General features: G+C 70.1%; 19 protein-coding genes. 10 read left to right on the top strand and 9 right to left on the bottom strand.

Annotated features, from left to right (window positions below; genetic code table 11):
* Nucleotides 1–24 precede the first annotated feature (24 nt).
* A complete protein-coding gene (moaA, locus tag OHA61_RS31025) occupies nucleotides 25–1014 on the top strand; it encodes a GTP 3',8-cyclase MoaA (RefSeq protein ID WP_406305821.1) in 990 nt (329 codons plus the stop codon).
* Between the two features lie 22 nt (nucleotides 1015–1036).
* Here the strand turns inward: moaA and OHA61_RS31030 are convergent, their stop codons facing one another.
* Both OHA61_RS31030 and OHA61_RS31035 read right to left on the bottom strand, forming a co-directional pair.
* On the bottom strand, nucleotides 1037–1273 hold the full coding sequence (locus OHA61_RS31030) for a hypothetical protein (protein ID WP_406305822.1): 237 nt from the start codon (nucleotides 1271–1273) through the stop codon (nucleotides 1037–1039).
* 180 nt (nucleotides 1274–1453) lie between these two features.
* Complete coding sequence (locus tag OHA61_RS31035; protein ID WP_406307542.1) at nucleotides 1454–1828, bottom strand: DUF3099 domain-containing protein; 375 nt, start codon at nucleotides 1826–1828, stop codon at nucleotides 1454–1456.
* 216 nt (nucleotides 1829–2044) lie between these two features.
* Between OHA61_RS31035 and OHA61_RS31040 the strand changes: the two genes are divergently transcribed.
* Nucleotides 2045–2320 (top strand): GlsB/YeaQ/YmgE family stress response membrane protein, encoded by a 276-nt coding sequence (locus tag OHA61_RS31040; protein WP_406305823.1) that lies wholly within the window; start codon nucleotides 2045–2047, stop codon nucleotides 2318–2320.
* A gap of 67 nt (nucleotides 2321–2387) precedes the next feature.
* Here OHA61_RS31040 and tyrS read toward each other — a convergent pair whose 3' ends face one another.
* Genes tyrS through OHA61_RS31055 form a run of 3 tightly spaced genes read right to left on the bottom strand, consistent with a single transcriptional unit; the run spans nucleotide 2388 to nucleotide 6623 of the window.
* Nucleotides 2388–3656, bottom strand: coding sequence for a tyrosine--tRNA ligase (gene tyrS, locus OHA61_RS31045; RefSeq protein ID WP_406305824.1), 1269 nt, complete (start codon nucleotides 3654–3656; stop codon nucleotides 2388–2390).
* A gap of 55 nt (nucleotides 3657–3711) precedes the next feature.
* Nucleotides 3712–5103, bottom strand: coding sequence for a metallopeptidase TldD-related protein (locus tag OHA61_RS31050; RefSeq protein WP_406305825.1), 1392 nt, complete (start codon nucleotides 5101–5103; stop codon nucleotides 3712–3714).
* Nucleotides 5100–6623, bottom strand: a complete 1524-nt coding sequence (locus tag OHA61_RS31055) for a TldD/PmbA family protein (protein WP_406305826.1) — start codon at nucleotides 6621–6623, stop codon at nucleotides 5100–5102. The genes OHA61_RS31050 and OHA61_RS31055 overlap by 4 nt, the downstream gene beginning before the upstream one ends.
* Before the next feature lie 183 nt (nucleotides 6624–6806).
* Between OHA61_RS31055 and fabG the strand changes: the two genes are divergently transcribed.
* From fabG to OHA61_RS31070, 3 genes are all read left to right on the top strand, one after another.
* On the top strand, nucleotides 6807–7511 hold the full coding sequence (gene fabG, locus OHA61_RS31060) for a 3-oxoacyl-[acyl-carrier-protein] reductase (protein WP_324973265.1): 705 nt from the start codon (nucleotides 6807–6809) through the stop codon (nucleotides 7509–7511).
* A 4-nt stretch (nucleotides 7512–7515) separates the two neighbouring features.
* Nucleotides 7516–8283, top strand: a complete 768-nt coding sequence (gene fabI / locus OHA61_RS31065) for an enoyl-ACP reductase FabI (protein ID WP_324973262.1) — start codon at nucleotides 7516–7518, stop codon at nucleotides 8281–8283.
* Nucleotides 8284–8483: 200 nt separating this feature from the next.
* The gene (locus OHA61_RS31070) at nucleotides 8484–8852 is read left to right on the top strand and encodes a hypothetical protein (protein WP_406305827.1); all 369 of its coding nucleotides are present in this window, start codon (nucleotides 8484–8486) and stop codon (nucleotides 8850–8852) included.
* Here the strand turns inward: OHA61_RS31070 and OHA61_RS31075 are convergent.
* On the bottom strand, nucleotides 8815–9501 hold the full coding sequence (locus OHA61_RS31075) for a FadR/GntR family transcriptional regulator (RefSeq protein ID WP_406305828.1): 687 nt from the start codon (nucleotides 9499–9501) through the stop codon (nucleotides 8815–8817). The genes OHA61_RS31070 and OHA61_RS31075 overlap by 38 nt on opposite strands.
* Before the next feature lie 69 nt (nucleotides 9502–9570).
* Between OHA61_RS31075 and OHA61_RS31080 the strand changes: the two genes are divergently transcribed.
* From OHA61_RS31080 to OHA61_RS31095, 4 genes are all read left to right on the top strand, one after another.
* On the top strand, nucleotides 9571–10857 hold the full coding sequence (locus OHA61_RS31080) for a CynX/NimT family MFS transporter (protein ID WP_406305829.1): 1287 nt from the start codon (nucleotides 9571–9573) through the stop codon (nucleotides 10855–10857).
* 17 nt (nucleotides 10858–10874) lie between these two features.
* Nucleotides 10875–10991 (top strand): SGM_5486 family transporter-associated protein, encoded by a 117-nt coding sequence (locus OHA61_RS31085; RefSeq protein ID WP_266477891.1) that lies wholly within the window; start codon nucleotides 10875–10877, stop codon nucleotides 10989–10991.
* Between the two features lie 188 nt (nucleotides 10992–11179).
* The gene (locus tag OHA61_RS31090; RefSeq protein WP_406305830.1) at nucleotides 11180–11386 is read left to right on the top strand and encodes a hypothetical protein; all 207 of its coding nucleotides are present in this window, start codon (nucleotides 11180–11182) and stop codon (nucleotides 11384–11386) included.
* Nucleotides 11387–11459: 73 nt separating this feature from the next.
* Nucleotides 11460–12011, top strand: coding sequence for a SixA phosphatase family protein (locus OHA61_RS31095; RefSeq protein WP_406305831.1), 552 nt, complete (start codon nucleotides 11460–11462; stop codon nucleotides 12009–12011).
* 63 nt (nucleotides 12012–12074) lie between these two features.
* On the opposite strand, the gene serB is transcribed toward OHA61_RS31095, so the two are convergent.
* Together serB and OHA61_RS31105 are read right to left on the bottom strand one after the other, a co-directional pair.
* Nucleotides 12075–13292 carry a phosphoserine phosphatase SerB gene (gene serB, locus OHA61_RS31100; protein ID WP_406305832.1) on the bottom strand — a complete coding sequence of 406 codons (1218 nt, stop codon included), beginning with the start codon at nucleotides 13290–13292 and terminating at the stop codon, nucleotides 12075–12077.
* Nucleotides 13293–13808: 516 nt separating this feature from the next.
* Complete coding sequence (locus OHA61_RS31105; RefSeq protein ID WP_406305833.1) at nucleotides 13809–15422, bottom strand: streptophobe family protein; 1614 nt, start codon at nucleotides 15420–15422, stop codon at nucleotides 13809–13811.
* Nucleotides 15423–15655: 233 nt separating this feature from the next.
* On the opposite strand from OHA61_RS31105, the gene OHA61_RS31110 reads away from it, so the two are divergent.
* A complete protein-coding gene (locus tag OHA61_RS31110; protein WP_406305834.1) occupies nucleotides 15656–18196 on the top strand; it encodes an FHA domain-containing protein in 2541 nt (846 codons plus the stop codon).
* Nucleotides 18197–18294: 98 nt separating this feature from the next.
* Here OHA61_RS31110 and OHA61_RS31115 read toward each other — a convergent pair whose 3' ends face one another.
* Nucleotides 18295–19026 carry a transglycosylase SLT domain-containing protein gene (locus OHA61_RS31115; protein ID WP_406305835.1) on the bottom strand — a complete coding sequence of 244 codons (732 nt, stop codon included), beginning with the start codon at nucleotides 19024–19026 and terminating at the stop codon, nucleotides 18295–18297.
* Nucleotides 19027–19067 lie beyond the last annotated feature (41 nt).

Raw genomic sequence — 19067 nt, forward strand, 5'->3', positions numbered from 1 at the left:
GCTGAACCGGGGAGGGGGCCCACTGTGCTCATCGACACCTATGGCCGTGTGGCCACTGACCTGCGTGTTTCACTCACAGACCGCTGCAATCTGCGGTGCACGTACTGCATGCCGGAAGAAGGCCTGCAGTGGCTCGCCAAGCCCGATCTGCTCAGTGACGACGAGATCGTCCGGCTGATCCGTATCGCCGTCACGGATCTCGGCATCACCGAGGTCCGCTTCACCGGTGGGGAGCCGTTGCTGCGGCCCGGCGTGGTCGGGATCGTGGAGCGCTGCGCCGCTCTCGCACCCCGCCCCAAGATGTCCCTGACCACCAATGGCATAGGCCTCAAGCGCACCGCGGCCGCCCTCAAGACCGCGGGCCTGGACCGGGTCAATGTCTCGCTGGACACCCTGCGTCCCGAGGTCTTCAAGACCCTCACCCGCCGGGACCGCCACCACGACGTGCTGGACGGCCTGGAGGCCGCCCGCGAAGCGGGCCTCACCCCGGTCAAGGTCAACACGGTCCTGATGCCGGGCCTCAATGACGACGAGGCCCCCGAGCTGCTGGCCTGGGCCGTGGCCCATGACTACGAGCTGCGCTTCATCGAGCAGATGCCGCTGGACGCCCAGCACGGCTGGAAGCGCGACGGCATGATCACCGCGGGTGACATCCTCGAGTCGCTGCGTACGCGCTTCACCCTCACCGCCGAGGGCGAGCAGGAGCGCGGCTCCGCGCCCGCCGAGCGCTGGATCGTGGACGGCGGGCCGCACCGCGTCGGGGTCATCGCCTCCGTCACCCGCCCCTTCTGCTCCGCCTGCGACCGCACCAGGCTCACCGCCGACGGCCAGGTGCGCAACTGTCTGTTCGCCCGTGAGGAGACGGACCTGCGGTCCGCCCTGCGCTCGGACGCGCCGGACGAGGAGATCGCCCGCATATGGAAGCTGGCGATGTGGGGCAAGAAGGCGGGCTCGGGCCTCGACGACCCGTCGTTCCTGCAGCCCGACCGCCCGATGTCAGCGATCGGCGGTTAGGGCCTGTCGTTCGGATCAGGCCCTAGCCTCCGGCGCCCGGATTGCGCTCCCACTCCTCCAGCGTCACGACATCCTTGAGAAAGCCGCGCAGGCCAAGGAAGTTGGACAGGTGCTCGCGGTGCTCGTCACAGGCGAGCCAGGTCTTGCGGCGCTCCGGAGTGTGCAGCTTCGGGTTGTTCCACGCGAGCACCCAGACGGCCTCGGCGCGGCAGCCCTTCGCGGAGCAGATCGGGGTCTCGTCACTCACTCTTACGTCCATACCGAAATGGCCACCACATGGCGACGCCGAGCAGCCACGGGGGGAGCTGCCCGGCGTCGGTCCGTCGCTCCGACGGGGGATGCGGAGCGCCTACGAAGTATGTCACGGGGAGTGGGGTGAGGTGCACCGGAACTTCATGATTGATCTGAGCTTTTCCTGAGCTTCGGGAGCCCCCTGGAATCAGCTCTGCTCCCGCCCCTGGGCCTCTTGCCGGGCTCCGTCGGCTTCCGGCTCTCCTTCCGCGGCGGTGGGCGGGGAGACCGGCGCGATCACCGGCCGGGACGGTGCGGGGACGAAGGTGGCGGGTGCTGAAGGGGCGTTCTCCCGGCCCGCGTTGGCGATCACCACGGAGATGTACGGGAGAATCCCGCCGAGCACGAGTGCCACGATCGCCACAGGGCGTTCCACATTCCACAGGACCGCGGCAAGGATCACCGCCACGGTCCGTACCGACATCGAGATCACATAGCGGCGCTGCCGTCCGCGCACATCGTCCGCGAGGCCCTGGCGCGCTCCGGTGATCCGGAAGACCTCCGTGCTGCCGTGCTTCCGCATCACGTTCCACCACCCGATTTCCGCGTCGGACACTCCCCGGTCCTGACGCCTTCCACCGTACGCCGCGCATCGGACACCTACGAGACCGGGGCGGGCCCCACCTGCGTGGTCGCGACTGCGCCGTGATGCGTACGGCTGTGCCCGACATGCGCCGTACGGCGGGCGGGCCGAGACTGAGGCGTACCCGCTCACGCAGAGTTGTACGAGGAGGCAGCCATGGGCTGGTTGTGGGCGATCATCGTGGGATTCGTGCTCGGTCTGATCGCCAAGGCGATCATCCCGGGCAAGCAGCACAGTCCGCTCTGGCTGACCACCATCTGCGGCATCGTAGGCGCCCTGATCGGCAATGCGCTGGCGCGTGGGTTCGGCATCGACGAGACCAGTGGCATCGACTGGGGGCGTCACGTACTCCAGCTCGCGGCGGCCGTGGTGATCGTGCTCCTGGGTGACATGGCCTACACCGCCGTACGGGGCAACAGGCAAAGAGCCTGAGCGCCGGCAAGGGCTCCGCCCCGAACCCCGCAGCGGGAGTTCGGGGCGGAGCCATCGGCGCAGCCGGTCAGCCGGCGGTGACCTCGACCGCGGCAAGGTTCTTCTTGCCCCGGCGCAGCACCAGCCAGCGCCCGTGCAGCAGATCCTCGCGCGCCGGCACCGCGTCCTCGGCGGCGACCTTGACGTTGTTCACGTAGGCACCGCCCTCCTTCACGGTGCGGCGGGCGGCCGACTTGCTGGCCACGAGCCCCACCTCCGCGAACAGGTCCACGACCGGTGCCAGCTCGGCGACCTGGGCATGCGGCAGCTCGGAGAGCGCCGCCCGCAGCGTCGGCTCGTCGAGCCCGGTCAGCTCGCCCTGCCCGAACAGCGCCTTCGAGGCATTGACGACGGCCGCGCACTCGTCCGCGCCGTGCACGAGCGTCGTCAGCTCCTCCGCCAGCGCCCGCTGCGCGGCACGCGCCTGCGGCCGCTCCGCGGTCAGGGTCTCCAGCTCCTCGATCTCCTCACGGGACCTGAAGCTGAAGATCCGCAGGAACTTGGAGACGTCCCGGTCGTCCGCGTTCAGCCAGAACTGGTAGAAGGCGTACGGAGTCGTGCGCTCCGGGTCGAGCCAGACCGTGCCGGTCTCCGTCTTGCCGAACTTCGTACCGTCCGCCTTGGTGATCAGCGGAGTGGCCAGCGCGTGCACCTCGGCCTCCGGCTCGACCCGGTGGATCAGGTCGGTGCCCGCGGTCAGATTGCCCCACTGGTCGCTGCCGCCGGTCTGCAGCGTGCAGCCGTAGCGCCGGTTCAGCTCCAGGAAGTCCATGCCCTGCAGGATCTGGTAGCTGAACTCGGTGTAGCTGATGCCCGCGTCGGAGTTCAGCCGCCGGGCGACCGCCTCCTTGGCGATCATCTTGTTGACCCGGAAGTACTTGCCGACGTCCCGCAGGAAGTCGATCGCCGACAGGCCCGCCGTCCAGTCCAGGTTGTTGACCATGGTCGCGGCGTGGGCGCCCTCGAAGTCGAGGAAGCGCTCGATCTGCCCGCGCAGCCGCTCCACCCAGCCCGCGACGACCTCCGGCGCGTTGAGCGTGCGCTCGGAGTTCGGCTTCGGGTCACCGATCAGACCGGTGGCGCCGCCGACCAGACCCAGCGGGCGGTTCCCCGCCAGCTGGATCCGGCGCATGGTGAGGATCTGGACCAGATTGCCCAGGTGCAGGCTGGGCGCGGTCGGGTCGAAGCCGCAATAGAAGGTGACGGGACCGTCCGCGAACGCCTTGCGCAATGCGTCCTCGTCAGTGGAGAGGGCGATCAGCCCACGCCACTGCAGTTCGTCGACGATGTCCGTCACGTCTCTCGCGTCTCCTTCGATGTGCCATTCGGTGTGTCCAGGGACGAGTACGAGGTTATACGCCCTGGCTGACCGAACTCATATTGAAATCCGGGATGCGCAGCGCGGGCATCGCGGCCCGGGTGAACCAGTCGCCCCACTCACGCGGAAGCGTCTTCTCGCTGCGTCCCGCCTCGGTGGTCCGCGAGAGCAGATCGACGGGCGACTCGTTGAAGCGGAAGTTGTTCACCTCGCCGACCACCTCGCCGTTTTCCACGAGGTAGACGCCGTCCCTGGTCAGCCCGGTCAGCAGCAGCGTCGCCGGGTCGACCTCGCGGATGTACCAGAGACAGGTCAGCAGCAGCCCGCGGCCGGTCGCCGAGACCATCTCGTCCAGCGAGCGCTCGCCGCCGCCGTCCAGGATCAGATTGCCCGCTCCGGGCGCGACGGGCAGGCCGGTCAGGCCGGCACTGTGCCGGGTGGTGACCAGGTGCTCCAGCTTTCCGTCGCGTACCCAGTCCGTCTTCGACAGCGGCAGACCGTTGTCGAAGACCGACGCGTCGTCGCCCGACGAGTGCGCGATCACGAACGGTGCGGATTCCAGACCCGGTTCGTTCGGGTTGCTGCGCAGGGTCAGCGGCAGCGGCGAGAGCGTCTCGCCGATACGGGTGCCGCCCCCCGGCTTGGAGAAGACCGTACGGCCCTCGGCCGCGTCCCGGGCCGTCGACGACCACAGCTGGTAGATCAACAGATCGGCCACCGCGGTGGGCGGCAGCAGCGTCTCGTACCGGCCCGCGGGCAGATCGATCCGGCGCTCGGCCCAGCCGAGCCGGCCTGCGAGCTCCGTGTCGAGCAGCGCGGGGTCGACGTCCTTGAAGTCCCGCGTCGAGCGGCCCGCCCAGGCGGAACGGGAACGGTCGGGGGACTTGGCGTTGAGCTCCAGCGTGCCGTTGGGCTGGTCGTGGCGCAGCCGCAGCCCCGTCGACGTACCGAGGTAGGTGGAGGTGAGCTCGTGGTTGGCGAAGCCGTACAGCTCACGCCCGCCGGCCCGGGCGCGGGCGAACGCCTCGCCCAGCGCGGGCGCGAAGTCCGCGAAGACGGCGGAGGAGGTTTCGTCGGGCGCGTCGGTGAAGTCGGGGGACGCGGGGCGTCCTTCGACGAGGGGCTGAGCGTCCTCGGCGGGGGCCGCCCCGCGCGCGGCGGCCTCGGCGGCACGTACGAGCGGCTCCAGGTCGTCCGCGGTGACGGCGGAGCGCGACACGACACCGGACGCGGTGCCCTCGGAGCCGTCGACGGTGGCGACGACCGTGAGGGTGCGGCCGCGGGTGACGCCGTTGGTGGTCAGGGCATTGCCCGCCCAGCGCAGATTGGCGGAGGAGTGCTCGTCGGCGATGACGACGCAACTGTCGGCGGTGGACAGTTCGAGGGCCCGCTCGACGATCTCGTGCGGCTTGCTGGTGCGGCTCATCGACCGGCCTCCTGAGTCGTGTTCAGAATGTTCACGCCGCGGAACAGCGCGGACGGGCAGCCGTGGGAGACCGCAGCGACCTGGCCCGGCTGAGCCTTGCCGCAGTTGAAGGCGCCGCCCAGGACATAGGTCTGCGGGCCGCCCACCTTCTCCATCGAGCCCCAGAAGTCCGTCGTCGTCGCCTGGTACGCGACATCGCGCAGCTGACCCGCCAGCTTGCCGTTCTCGATACGGAAGAAGCGCTGCCCGGTGAACTGGAAGTTGTAGCGCTGCATGTCGATCGACCACGACCGGTCGCCGACCACATAGATCCCGCGCTCCACCCCGCCGATCAGATCCTCCGTGGAGAGCCCGCCAGGATCCGGCTGCAGCGACACGTTCGCCATCCGCTGCACCGGCACATGACCGGGGGAGTCCGCGAACGCGCAGCCGTTGGAACGGCCGAGGCCCGTCAGCTTCGCGATCCGCCGGTCGAGCTGGTAGCCCACCAGCGTCCCGTCCTTGACCAGGTCCCACGACTGCGCCTCGACGCCCTCGTCGTCGTAGCCGATGGTCGCGAGCCCGTGCTCGGCGGTCCGGTCACCGGTCACATTCATCACCGACGAGCCGTACGCCAGCTTCCCCAGCTTGTCGAAGGTGGCGAAGGACGTCCCCGCGTAGGCCGCCTCGTACCCCAGCGCCCGGTCCAGCTCGGTGGCGTGGCCGATCGACTCATGGATGGTCAGCCAGAGATTCGACGGGTCGACGACCAGGTCGTAGCGCCCGGCCTCGACGCTCTGCGCGCGCATCTTCTCCGCCAGCAGCCCCGGGATCTGCTCCAGCTCGGCGTCCCAGTCCCAGCCTGTGCCGGTCAGATACTCCCAGCCGCGGCCCACCGGCGGGGCGATCGTGCGCATCGAGTCGAACTCGCCCGTCGACTCGTCGACCGCGACGGCCGTGAGCGCCGGATGCAGCCTCACCCGCTGCTGGGTGGTGACGGTGCCGGCCGTGTCCGCGTAGAACTTGTTCTCCTGCACGGTGAGCAGCGACGCGTCCACATGCGCCACGCCCTCCGCCCGCAGCAGCCGGGTGCTCCACTCCGCGAGCAGCGCCGTCTTGTCCTCGTCGGGTACCTCGAACGGGTTGATCTCGTACGAGGAGATCCAGATGCGGTCCGCGTGCACCGGCTCCTCGGCCAGCTCCACCCGCTCGTCGGAGCCGGCCGCGGCGATCACCTTCGCCGAGAGCTTGGCCATCGCGACCGCCTGGCCTGCGACCCTGGCGGCCGCGTCCATGGTCATGTCGACCCCTGAGGCGAACCCCCAGGCGCCGCCGTGCACCACCCGCACCGCGTACCCGATGTCGGTGGTGTCGGACGATCCGGCGGGTTTGGCGTCGCGCAGCCGCCAGGCCGCACTGCGTACGCGCTCGAAGCGGAAGTCGGCGTGCTCGGCGCCGAGCGCACGCGCCCGGGCGAGTGCCGCGTCGGCGAGGGCCCGCAGCGGCAGCGCTGTGAAGGCTTCGTCGAGGGAATGAGGCACGGATGTCTCCTGTCGTTGAGACGGTCGTTCCGATCATGTCGCGCCGGAGGGGCCCTTGCCCAGCGCCATTCTGTAGGGACCCGACAGTGACTGGATGAAGGCGCTGTCAGGGCCCGATTCTCCGCGGGGGGTGCGGGACCGATAGGTTTTCGAGTACCAGACCGCTATCGAAAGGGTGATCCGTTGAGCCGCTCGGTTCTCGTCACCGGAGGAAACCGGGGCATCGGCCTCGCCATCGCCAGCGCGTTCGCCGAGGCCGGCGACAAGGTCGCGATCACCTACCGCTCGGGCGAGCCGCCGGCCGGCTTCCTGGCCGTCAAGTGCGACATCACCGACTCCGAGCAGGTGGAGCAGGCCTACAAGGAGATCGAGGAGAAGCACGGTCCCGTCGAGGTGCTGGTGGCCAACGCCGGTGTCACCAAGGACCAGCTGCTGATGCGGATGTCCGAGGAGGACTTCACCTCCGTCCTCGACACCAACCTCACCGGCACCTTCCGGGTCGTCAAGCGCGCCAACCGCGGCATGCTGCGTGCCAAGAAGGGCCGTGTCGTGCTGATCTCCTCCGTGGTCGGGCTGCTGGGCTCGGCGGGACAGGCCAACTACGCCGCCTCCAAGGCGGGTCTCGTCGGCTTCGCCCGCTCGCTGGCCCGCGAACTCGGTTCGCGGAACATCACCTTCAACGTCGTCGCGCCCGGTTTTGTCGACACCGACATGACCAAGGTGCTCAACGACGAGCAGCGCGCGGGCATCGTCTCGCAGGTGCCGCTCGGCCGTTACGCGCAGCCGGAGGAGATCGCCGCCGCGGTGCGCTTCCTCGCCTCCGACGACGCCTCGTACATCACTGGAGCCGTCATCCCCGTTGACGGCGGATTGGGCATGGGTCACTGATCACATGAGTGGAATCCTCGCCGGCAAGCGCATCTTGATCACCGGTGTGCTGATGGAGTCCTCCATCGCCTTCCACACCGCGAAGCTGGCACAGGAGCAGGGCGCCGAGGTCATCCTCACCGCCTTTCCCCGGCCCACGCTGACCGAGCGAATCGCCAAGAAGCTGCCCAAGCCCGCCAAGGTCATCGAGCTGGATGTGACCAACAGCGAGCACCTGGACCGGCTCGCCGACCTGGTCCGTGAGGAGCTCGGCAGCCTCGACGGTGTCGTCCACTCCATCGGCTTCGCGCCGCAGGACGCCCTCGGCGGCAACTTCCTCAACACCCCGTTCGAGTCCGTCTCGACCGCGATGCATGTCTCGGCGTTTTCCCTGAAGTCGCTGACGATGGCCTGCCTGCCGCTGATGCAGGAGGGCGGTTCGGTCGTCGGCCTCACCTTCGACGCACAGTTCGCCTGGCCGCAGTACGACTGGATGGGCCCGGCGAAGGCGGCGCTGGAGGCCACCTCCCGCTACCTCGCCCGTGACCTGGGCAAGCAGAACATCCGCTGCAACCTGATCTCGGCCGGACCCATCGGCTCCATGGCCGCCAAGTCCATCCCGGGCTTCTCGGAGCTCGCGGACGTGTGGAACCACCGCTCCCCGCTGGAGTGGAACATGGCGGACCCGGAGCCGACCGGCCGCGGTGTCGTCGCCCTGCTCTCGGACTGGTTCCCGAAGACCACCGGCGAGATCGTCCACGTGGACGGCGGCGTGCACATGATGGGCGCCTAGCCTCTCGTACGACCCCTTCGTACAGCCCTTCCGTACGGCATCGACGCCCCGTCCCCCGCAGCGCGCGGGGGACGGGGCGTCGCCCGTTCGGCCCCCGAAGCCGCGCGGTACCGCGCCCCGGCGGTGAGGCTTGAGGGGCAATCCCCCTTGTGGTGCAGCCGCGGCCACCCTGCCGCAGTACGGCCGAGGAGGTCTCGATTGTGGTGACGACCTGGCGCTCCGCGTTCGTACCGGCCACGGTGACCGTCCTCGTGTGGGCGGCGCCGGCCGCCGTCTGTCAGCCCCACCGCCAAGAGCCGGAGCCCCCGCCCCGGCCGCAGAGGTACGAAGCCGACTGCCGCACCGTCATAGAGGGCTCCCGGGCCACCGCCTACTGCCACAATCCGTACCCCTCCATCGACCGGGTCCGGCTGCATGTCGAGTGCGAGCGCTGGTGGGACATCGACGCGGACAGCGCGCCCGTCGTGGTGGGCCCCGCCGGCTACGCGGAACTCGGCGACCGCTGCTGGAAGGAGATCGGCGCCGTCTGGGTCAGCCATCAGCTCCTGCGGGAGTCCGCGGGCACATGAACGGATAGCCCGCCGCCTCGGTCGCCGCCGTCTCGCCGTCGCCCTCGCGGATCGCCTCGACCATCCGCGCGTGATCCATGTGGTGCTCGGGGCGCAGCTCGTGGCCCACGTCGTCGCGGAGCCAGTCGCGCAGCAGATCGCCCAGGTCCGCGTAGAGCTCGCTGAGCACCTCGTTGTGCGAGGCCGCGACCACCGCGAGATGGAAGGTCGCATCGGCGGCGACGAACCGCTCCGCGTCTCCCGAGGCCCAGGCCTCCTCGCGCCGGACCAGAAGTGTCTCCAGTTGCTTCAGGTCCTTGGCCGTACGCCGCTGCGCGGCCAGTCTGGCGGCCGAGGACTCCAGCGTGGAGCGCAGCTCGGCGATGTGCCGCGGGTCGGCGTCGGCGAAGCGGCGGTGCATGACGCCGGCCAGCTCGCTCGTCGCCACGACATACGTGCCTGAGCCCTGGCGGATGTCCAGAAGGCCGTTGTGGGCGAGCGCGCGGACCGCCTCGCGGACGGTGTTGCGGGCCACGCCCAGCTGCTCGACCAGTTCCGGTTCGGTGGGGATGCGCGAGCCCACCGGCCACTCGCCCGAGGTGATCTGGTTCCGCAGCTGGGCGATCACCTGGTCGGAGAGCGCGGAACGCCGGGGAGAGGTCAGCGCCATGGTGCTCCTTGCGTACGAAAGTGGTGAAGGATTGGACAACCAATCATCCCATGATTCTATGATGGCCTCATGCAGGACGAGACCCCGAGCCAGACCCTGACCGAGCCCCGGGCCCAAAGCCCCGCCCTCACCGACCGTACCGCCGTGGCCGCTCCGGACCGGCGGCCCGCGGTCTGGCTCACCCGCCTCGTGGTCGTCGGGATCGTCCTCGCGGCTCTCAATCTCCGCCCCGCCATCACCAGCCTCGGCGCACTCCTCGCAGAGGCCAGAGTCGGACTGCACATGAGCGGCAGTGTGGCCGGCGTCCTGACCTCCGTGCCGCCGCTCTGCTTCGCGGTCTTCGGGATCGCGGCACCCCGGCTCGCCCGTCGCTTCGGCCCGGGCGCCGTCGTCTGCGCGGGCATGGCGGCCATCGCCACCGGCCTGCTGATCAGGCCCTTCGCCGGCGGTACGGCGGGCTTCCTGGCCGCCAGCGCGCTCGCCCTGATGGGCATCGCCGTCAGCAACGTCCTGATGCCGGTGATCGTCAAGCGGTACTTCCCCGACCGCGTCGGCTCCATGACCGGGCTCTACTCGATGGCACTGGCGCTCGGCACTTCCGCCGCCGCTGCCGCGACCGTGCCCATGACCGAGGCGCTGGGCGGCAGTTGGCGCGTCGGCCTCGGGATCTGGGCCGTCCTTGCCGTCCTCGCCGTACTGCCCTGGATCGGCCTCGCCCGCGACGGGGGCGCGGCCGATCGGAGCACGCTCGCCGCACAGGCCCACGACTCCCCGGCGCCCCGGATCACCCGCAGCCCCACCGCCTGGGCGCTGGCCTGCTTCTTCGGCCTCCAGGCCACCGGCGCGTACATCACCATGGGCTGGATGCCGCAGATCTTCCGCGACGCCGGGGTCCCGGCGGGCACGGCCGGGGTGCTGCTCGCCGTGACCATGGTGATGGGCGTACCGCTCGCCTTCGTCATCCCGCGGCTCGCCACCCGGATGAGGACCCAGGGCCCGATCGTCGTCGCCCTCGGCCTGTGCGGGCTGACCGGCTACATGGGTCTGCTCTTCGCACCCGCCGCCGGAGCCTGGGCGTGGGCGCTGCTGCTCGGCATCTCCAACTGCGCCTTCCCGCTCGCCCTCACCATGATCGGCTTGCGCTCGCGCACCGGCGCCGGGGTGGGGCGCCTGTCGGCCTTCGCGCAGTCCACCGGCTATCTGATCTCCATCCCCGGCCCGCTGCTGGTGGGCGTGCTCTACCAGCACAGCGGCGGCTGGGACCTGCCGATCGCGCTGATGGCGGGGCTGATCGTGCCGCAGATGGCGGTCGGCGTCCTTGCCGGGCGGGACCGGACGATCGAGGACAAATGCTGAGGTGCGAGACTGGTTCCATGCCTGTGCTCGACCCGAACCCCCAAGACGGCCAGAAGAAGCTCCTCTACGTCTTCGGAGCCATGATCGCCATTACCGTCGTGATCGCGATCATCGCCTCCATCGCCTCGCCCTGACCCGGGAGTTGGCCGCTGCCCGGCGAGAGCTCCGGAGGCGAACCGAGCCAGAAGAGGGGGCTAGCACCACCATCCCCTAGGGGGTCAGGCTCAGGGTGAAGTGGGTGGGTCACCGGATGGGCCGAGGACCCCATGATCCGTAGGTTTGAAGCATCGAACCGCAGACCTACGGCGTCACGGAGGCGGCCATGTCGGCCCACACGCACACCCGGCCCCACCCCAAGGCCACCGGCGGCGTCGACATCCGGCTGCCGTGGTGGGCCCTCGCCCTGCCGATGCTCGCCTTCGCCGTACTGCTTCTGCTGATCGCCGACCCCGCCCAGGCGCAGGCCGCGGGCGGCGAGCCCGCGGTCGGCCAGATCCTGGAGCGTATCCAGCAGACCCTGTCCCGGTGACGTATTCACCCATGACGGGGGAGCACGCCAACACCCTGCGCCCGCTGGCTCATTTCATGCGAAGCTGGGGAGCATGAGCGACGCCGTGTCTTCCGGGGGGACAGCCCCCGGATCTCCCGAATCCCGCAGGATCGTCCTCCTTAGGCATGCGAAGGCGGACTGGCCGCAGGTGTCCGACCACGACCGCCCGCTCGCCGAGCGCGGCCGTCAGGAAGCGGCGGTGGCCGGCCGCAAGCTGGCCGATACAGGTATCGCCTTCGACCTGGCCCTGTGCTCGACCGCGAGCAGAACCCGCGAGACCTGGAAGCTGGCGGTCCACGAGCTGCCGCATCGCCCGAAAACGGTGTACGAGGAGCGGCTGTACGACGCCTCCCTCGGCGAACTTCTCGCGCTGCTGAACGAGACCCCCGACGAGGTGAACGAGCTGCTCGTCATCGGCCACAACCCCGGGATGCACGCCCTCGCGGACGCGCTCGCGGGCAAGGCCGAGGGCGAAGCACCGGCCCGGATGACCAAGACCGGCTTCCCGACCGGGGCGTTCGCGGTGGTCGGCTTCACCGGCTCCTGGAAGTCGGTGGAGCACGGTGTGGGCACGCTGCTCGACTACTGGGCGCCTCACGAGTAACAGCCCCGATCCGACAAACGGCCCCGGCGCGAGTCCTCGCACCGGGGCCTTCCGCGTGACGAGTCAGTGCTCCGCGCCCGGGTCGTCCGCGGCCTCGACCTCTTCGCGGGTGATGCCCAGCAGATACAGCACGGTGTCCAGGAACGGCACATTGACCGCGGTGTGGGCGGCGCGGCGGACCACGGGCTTGGCGTTGAAGGCCACGCCCAGACCGGCCGCGTTCAGCATGTCCAGATCATTCGCGCCGTCGCCGATCGCGACGGTCTGCGCGAGCGGCACACCCGCCTCCGCGGCGAACCGCCGCAGCAGCCGCGCCTTGCCCGCACGGTCCACGATCTCGCCGGTCACCCGGCCCGTGAGCTTCCCGTCCACGATCTCCAGCGTGTTCGCCGAGGCGAAATCGAGCCCGAGGCGCTCCTTGAGGTCGTCCGTGACCTGCGTGAACCCGCCGGACACGACGCCCACTTGGAAGCCGAGCCGCTTGAGCGTACGGATCAGGGTGCGGGCGCCAGGAGTCATCCGCACCTCCGCGCGCACCTTGTCCACCACCGAGGCGTCGAGCCCGGTGAGCAGCGCCACGCGCGCGTGCAGCGACTGCTCGAAGTCCAGCTCCCCGCGCATCGCGGCGGCCGTGACCTCGGCGACCTTGTCCTCACAGCCCGCGTGCGCCGCGAACAGCTCGATGACCTCGTCCTGGATGAGCGTCGAGTCCACATCCATCACGACCAGCCGCTGCGCACGACGGTGCAGCCCCGCCGAGACGACGGCGACATCGACCCCGATCCCGGCGGCCTCGGTCGCCAGCACGGTCCGCAGCGCCTCGGTCTCCGCACCGGACACCGCGAACTCCACCGCGGTGACCGGATACTTGGCCAGCCGGAAGATCCGGTCGATGTTCCCGCCGGTGGCGGTGATCATCGCCGCTATGGCGGCGGTCGACTCGGCGGTCAGCGGGTGCCCGAGGACGGTGACATGCGAACGTCCGCTGCCACGGGGGCGGTTGTCGCCGGTGCCCGAGATGATCTCGGCCTGCAGCTTCAGCGACTCGGCCCAGCTGTGGACGGTGGCCCGGAGCTCCCCCTCGGTGGCGACACCGTCGGTCGGCGCGGTGACGAGGGCGCACAGCACGATGCGGCCCCGGGTGACGACCTGCTCGATGTCGACGACATCGACGGAGTAGGCGGCGAGGGTGTCGAAGAGCCCGGCGGTGATCCCGGGACGGTCCTTCCCGAAGATCTTGACGAGGAGGGTGCGTACGTCGGAGGTCTGCGATGCGCTCATGGTGCTTCCACCGTATCGGGCGCGGGCGCGGACGAGACGGGCCGTCCCGCCTGCCGGACGCGGCGGGGGTCCGGGAGCGGGCTGGGCCGCGAACCCCCAGGGCGCCGGTTTCGGGGCGCGGGAGTTTGTTCCCCCACCCCGCCCCTCCCCGAACCGGGGCTGCGCCCCGGACCCCTGGGGTTACGTGGGGGCTGACGCCCCCAAACCCCCGAAGCGCCAGCTTCGCGGCGCGGGCGACCAAGCGGCCACCCGGCAAGGGGGCCGTGGAGCGGGTGGAGTCGGGACGTAGAGCGTGATTTGTGGCGCGTGGACGCCCGCACCGCACAGCACGCCAGAAACGCGCCGTAAATCGTGCAGTCCCGGCTCTACCCCGGAGCGGACCCCAAACGGCGCGCCCACGGCACCGGGGAACCCCGCGACCCGTACCGCCGGACGGCTCCCCGCGGCGCGGGGCGGCCCCCAAACGGTCACCGACACCGCTCCGGGCACCCCCGCGACCCGCACCCCGGTGCGACCTCAGCGGCCCCCCGCCGGTGGGCGCGGAGGGGGTGGGCCGTCCTCCGGGGGCACCGGTGGACGGGGGCGCGGGCGTGGTGGAGGCGGGGGAGGGGGCGGGAAAGGGCCCGCCATCGTCGGCGCGCCGTGGATCTCCGGCGGAGGACGGAGATACGGGTTCGTGTCGTCGTTCGACGGCCGGTACGGCGGCGCCGGACGGTACGGCCCCGGCACATCCGCCGCCGGCGCCGAACGCCCCGGCGCCGCCATCTCCGCCACGCCGCCACCCCGCGTCACGTACACCAGCACCGCCCCCAGCCCACCGGCCCCGGCCCCCCACACCGCCCCCAGCAGCAGAGCCATCCCCAGCGCCCCGTGCAGCTCGATGCCCGCGCCGAACGCGTCGAAGCCGAGCACCGACAGCGACGCGTCCGCCGAGACATCGGTCAGCCACACCAGCAGAGGCAGGGCCAGGGCCGTGACCAGGCCCAGCCGCACCGCGCACCGTCCCGCAAACTCAAAAACGCCGCCGCCCCCAGGCGTACGGGCCGCCGCCAGCACCCCCGCGTACAGCATCATCACCGCAGCCGCCACGGCCAGCAGCCACACCCGCCCGTCCAGCTCGGCCAGCCTGCCGACGGTCACGGGCTCGTCCGCGGACACCCTCAGCAGTTCGTCGAGGGGATCCGGCAGCAGTTTCGCGAGCTCGCCCGTCGCCTTGCCGTCCCACGGCACGAACAGCCCCAGCGGCACACCGAGCCAGACCCCGTTCGGCGCCCCGAGCAGCGCGGCGCCCGCGATCCTTTTCGGGTGGTCGTCGCCGATCGCCGCGTACCCCGCAGCCGCGTACCCCGCGAGGACCGCGACCAGCAGCACCGACACCAGCGCGGACGCCGCCGGGCGTACGTTCCGCCGCACCGCCGCGGCCAGAGCCCCGCCCGGCAGCGGCGAACGGCGCGAGGCGAGCAGCGCGACGACAAGCACCCCGAGCACCCAGAACAGCGCGCCCGCCAGCGAATCCGCGGTGTTCACGCTGTACCCCACCGCCGCCTTCGCGTCCACCAAGTCCCCGAGCCGGTCCGGCAGCAGCCCTCCGATGTCACCGATGTCGCCGAGCCCCGGCACCTCGATGCCGCCGTCGCCCCCGCCCCCGCCGCCCGGCAGATCGGCAAGACCCAGCTCCGCTCCGTCGATCGTGATGACGTCGTGACCTGCCCACGCCAAGCCGCCGACCGTCGCGACGAAGAGGATCACCACCCCGCCCGCCCGCGCGGCGAGTTCACTCCCCGAGATGCAGGGCCCCGCCCGCCGCAGCGAACGTAGAAAGAGGTACGCAAGGAACAGTGCCCCGACGAGACCGATCCCAAGTGGCGTGATCTCGACGGCCGTCCGCGCCTGCGCGCCTTCCAGCCCGAACGCGGACACATCGCCTGTGGGAGTGACCGATCCGCCCACCGCGAGCACCACCACCGCCGCGGTCATCGGCCCGAGCGACCCCGCCGAATCCGCTCCCAGCAGATGCAGTCCGAGCGCGGCCGCGCCCGCCATTGCCACGAGCGCCCAGCTCACCGCGGCAATCGACGCCAGCAGCACATCGACCCATGGCACCCTCTCGCCACCGCCGCCTGCGTCCATCGGACCCCCCGATCCTTGCTGGGTTTGCCCCAGTTACCCCCATTCGCGCATGATCCGTACGCACTCATGGGCGCTTACCATGCTCCGTGCGCGTTTCTCCTCCGTCAACGGTCATCCCGGACACGGTCTTCACGCAGCCCGGCTTTCGGATGCGGGACGACGCCTGAAATAGTTCCTCACGATGTTCGCCATCCCTAGACTCCCAGTGATGGGGGTAACTCGGGGGACAACTAGTGGGGCATGGAGTGCCGGAACTCGTACTGGAATTGAACGGAAGGACCTGGACTCTCGATCCGTCCAGGTCATACACCCTCGGACGTGATCCGCAGGGCGACCTGGTGATCGACGACGCAAGGGTCTCGTGGCGGCACGCCAGCATCAGCTGGGGCGGCCGCAGTTGGGTGATCGAGGACCACGGCAGCACCAACGGCACGTACCTGCAGGGCCAGCGGATCCATCAGATGGAGATCGGCCCCGGCTCGGCCGTGCACCTGGGCAATGCCACCGACGGCCCCAGGCTGAACCTCTCGGCCGCGGCGGCCGGCGCCTACAGCGCCCAGGGTGCCGCGCCCCAGCAGACACCGCAGCAGCAGCAGGCCCCGGCCCACCAGGCCCCGGCCCAGCCGCAACAGGCCTGGCAGCAGCAGCCGCAGGCCGCTGCCCAACAGCCGCAACAAGCCTGGCCGCAGCCCAAGGCGCAGGTCCCGCACCAGCAAGGACCCGGCGGTGCCGGCGGTGTCGCGGGGGCCCCGCCGGTGTACGGGGACCGCAGCCCGACCACCTTCCACCAGCTGTCGCTGGGCCGCGTGATGCGTATCGGTCGTGCGCTCGAGAACGAACTGGTCGTCTCCGACCTCCAGGTCTCGCGCCACCACGCCGAGTTCGTGGCCACGCCCGACGGCCGCTTCGAGATCCGGGACCTTGGATCCCACAACGGCACGTACGTCAACGGTCAGCCGATAGCCAAGTCCGGCACGGTGCTCATCGGCCCCAACGACATCGTCGGCGTCGGCCACTCGACGTTCCGTCTCGTCGGTGACCGGCTCGAGGAGTTCGTCGACACCGGTGAGGTCTCCTTCTCCGCCCGCCACCTCACGGTGACGGTCGACGGCGGCAAGCAGATCCTGCGGGACGTCTCCTTCGGCGTACCGGAGAAGTCGCTCATCGGCGTCATCGGTCCCTCGGGCTCCGGCAAGTCCACCCTGCTCAAGGCGCTCACCGGCTACCGGCCCGCCAACCAGGGCGACGTCCTCTACGACAACCGCAGCCTCTACAAGCAGTTCGCCGAACTGCGCCAGCGCATCGGTCTGGTCCCGCAGGACGACATCCTGCACAAGGAACTCACCGTCCGTAAGGCGCTCAAGTACGCGGCCAAGCTCCGCTTCCCCGGCGACACCGCCGAGGCCGAGCGCGAGGCCCGTATCGACGAGGTGCTGCGCGAGCTCAAGCTCGACATCCACAAGGAAAAGAAGGTCACTTCGCTCTCCGGCGGCCAGCGCAAGCGCGTCTCCGTCGCCCTGGAGCTGCTGACCAAGCCGTCGCTGATATTCCTGGACGAGCCGACCTCCGGCCTCGACCCGGGCATGGACCGCGATGTCATGCAGCTGCTGCGCGGCCTCGCCGACGACGGCCGTACGGTCCTGGTGGTCACCCACTCCGTGGCCGAGCTGGCGCTGTGCGACAAGCTCCTCGTCATGGCCCCCGGCGGCGCGGTGGCGTACTTCGGTCCGCCGGAGGAAGCGCTCAACTTCTTCGGCTACAGCACTTGGGCCGATGTCTTCTCGGCGTTCGAGAACTACCGCGACTACGACTGGGCGGGCCGCTGGCGCGGCTCGCAGCACTACCAGATGTACGCGGCCGACATCGACGCCGTCGCCGCGCAGTCGGTGCACATGCCGCCGCCGCAGCAGATGCGCCCGCCGAAGCCGCAGAGCTGGGGCTCCCAGCTGTGGACGCTGATCCGCCGCTACTCCTCGGTCATCGCGTCCGACAAGGGCTTCATGGGCCTGATGGTCATCCTGCCCGCGGTCCTCGGCCTGGTCAGCGTGGTCATACCGGCGAAGTTCGGCCTCGCGCCGCCCACACCGCCGAGCAAGTTCAACGGCGACGCGGGCACCATCATGCTGATTCTCGCGGTCGGCATGTGCTTCTCGGGCGCGGCCAACTCCGTACGAGAACTGATCAAGGAACGGGTCATCTACGAACGGGAACGGGCCACCGGCCTGGCCCGCTCGGCGTACCTGATGTCCAAGGTGATCGTCCTCGGCGTGATCACGGCCATTCAGGGTGTCATCATCTGCGCCATCGGCTTCGCCACCCGCGAGCTGCCCGCAGAGGGCCTGATCATGCCGCCGGCCGTCGAGATCTGCCTCGTTGTCATCGCGCTGGGCTTCACCTCGATGATGTTCGGCCTGGTCATCTCCTCGCTGGTGAAGACCGCCGAGAAGACCATGCCGCTGCTGGTCATGTTCGCCATCGTCCAGGTCGTCTTCACCGGCATCCTCTTCCAGGTCTACGGTTCGCCCGGCCTGGAGCAGTTCGCCTGGCTGATGCCGTCCCGCTGGGCGATCGCCGGTGCGGGCGCGACGCTCGACCTCTCGCACCTGATGCCGCCGTGGGACCCGAACAAGCCCAACGACCTGGACCCCCTGTGGGAGCACTCGGCAGGCCAGTGGGGCATGAACATCACCATCCTGCTGGTGATCGCGGTCATCTGCGGTGTCGCGGTCGGGCGGCTGCTGCGCCGCCACGAGCCGGAGGTCATGCGCAAGTAAGCGCCATCCGCCAGAGCGCCATCAGCGATACGCCGAAGGGCGGCACCCCGCACTGGGTGCCGCCCTCCGGCGTCTGCTGAGCTTCGCGTCAGGTCGGCTCAGTAGGCGCTGTTGACGTTGTCGATCGAGCCGTAACGGTCGGCGGCGTAGTTGGCCGCGGCGACGATGTTGGCGACCGGGTCGTACTGGCTGTGCTTGGTGCCGGCGACGTGGTACGCGTCGAACGTCGGCTTGATGACCTGCAGCAGGCCGATCGACGGGACGCCGTTGATCGCGTTGATGTCCCAGTTGTTGATGGCGTTCGGGTTGCCGCTGGACTCACGCATGATGTTGCGGTGCAGCCCGTTGTACGTGCCCGGGATGCCGTGCTTCTTCATGATGGACAGCGACTCCTTGATCCAGCCGTCAAGGTTGTTGGCGAAGATCGGCTTGCGAGCGGCGGCACGGCTGGCGGCCTGCTGCTTCGCGCGCTTCTTCGCTGCGGCCTTCGCTGCGGCCTTGGCGGCGGCCTTCTTCTTGGCCGCGGCTTCGGCCTTCTTCTTCGCGGCAGCGGCCTTGGCCTTGGCGGCAGCGGCGGCCTTGGCCTTCGCGGCGGCCTCAGCCTTGGCCTTGGCGGCAGCGGCGTCAGCCTTGGCCTTGGCAGCGAGGGCCGTCTGCTGCTTGGCGACGCTCGTCTGGGCGACGGGGGTGGAGGTCAGGGCCTCGGTCTCCGTGCCGGCGGATGCGTTGCCCGGAACGAGGGAGAACGTGACGGCTGCAACGGCGGCGGCGGCGATGCCGGCGATCGAGACCTTGTGAGTCTTGGTCAGGCGGGTGCTGGACGCGGACATACAGTCGTACCTCTTCGAATAGCGGAAGTCGCATCAGGCCG

The organism is Streptomyces sp. NBC_00885 (assembly GCF_045207475.1).
Classification (GTDB): Bacteria; Actinomycetota; Actinomycetes; order Streptomycetales; family Streptomycetaceae; genus Streptomyces.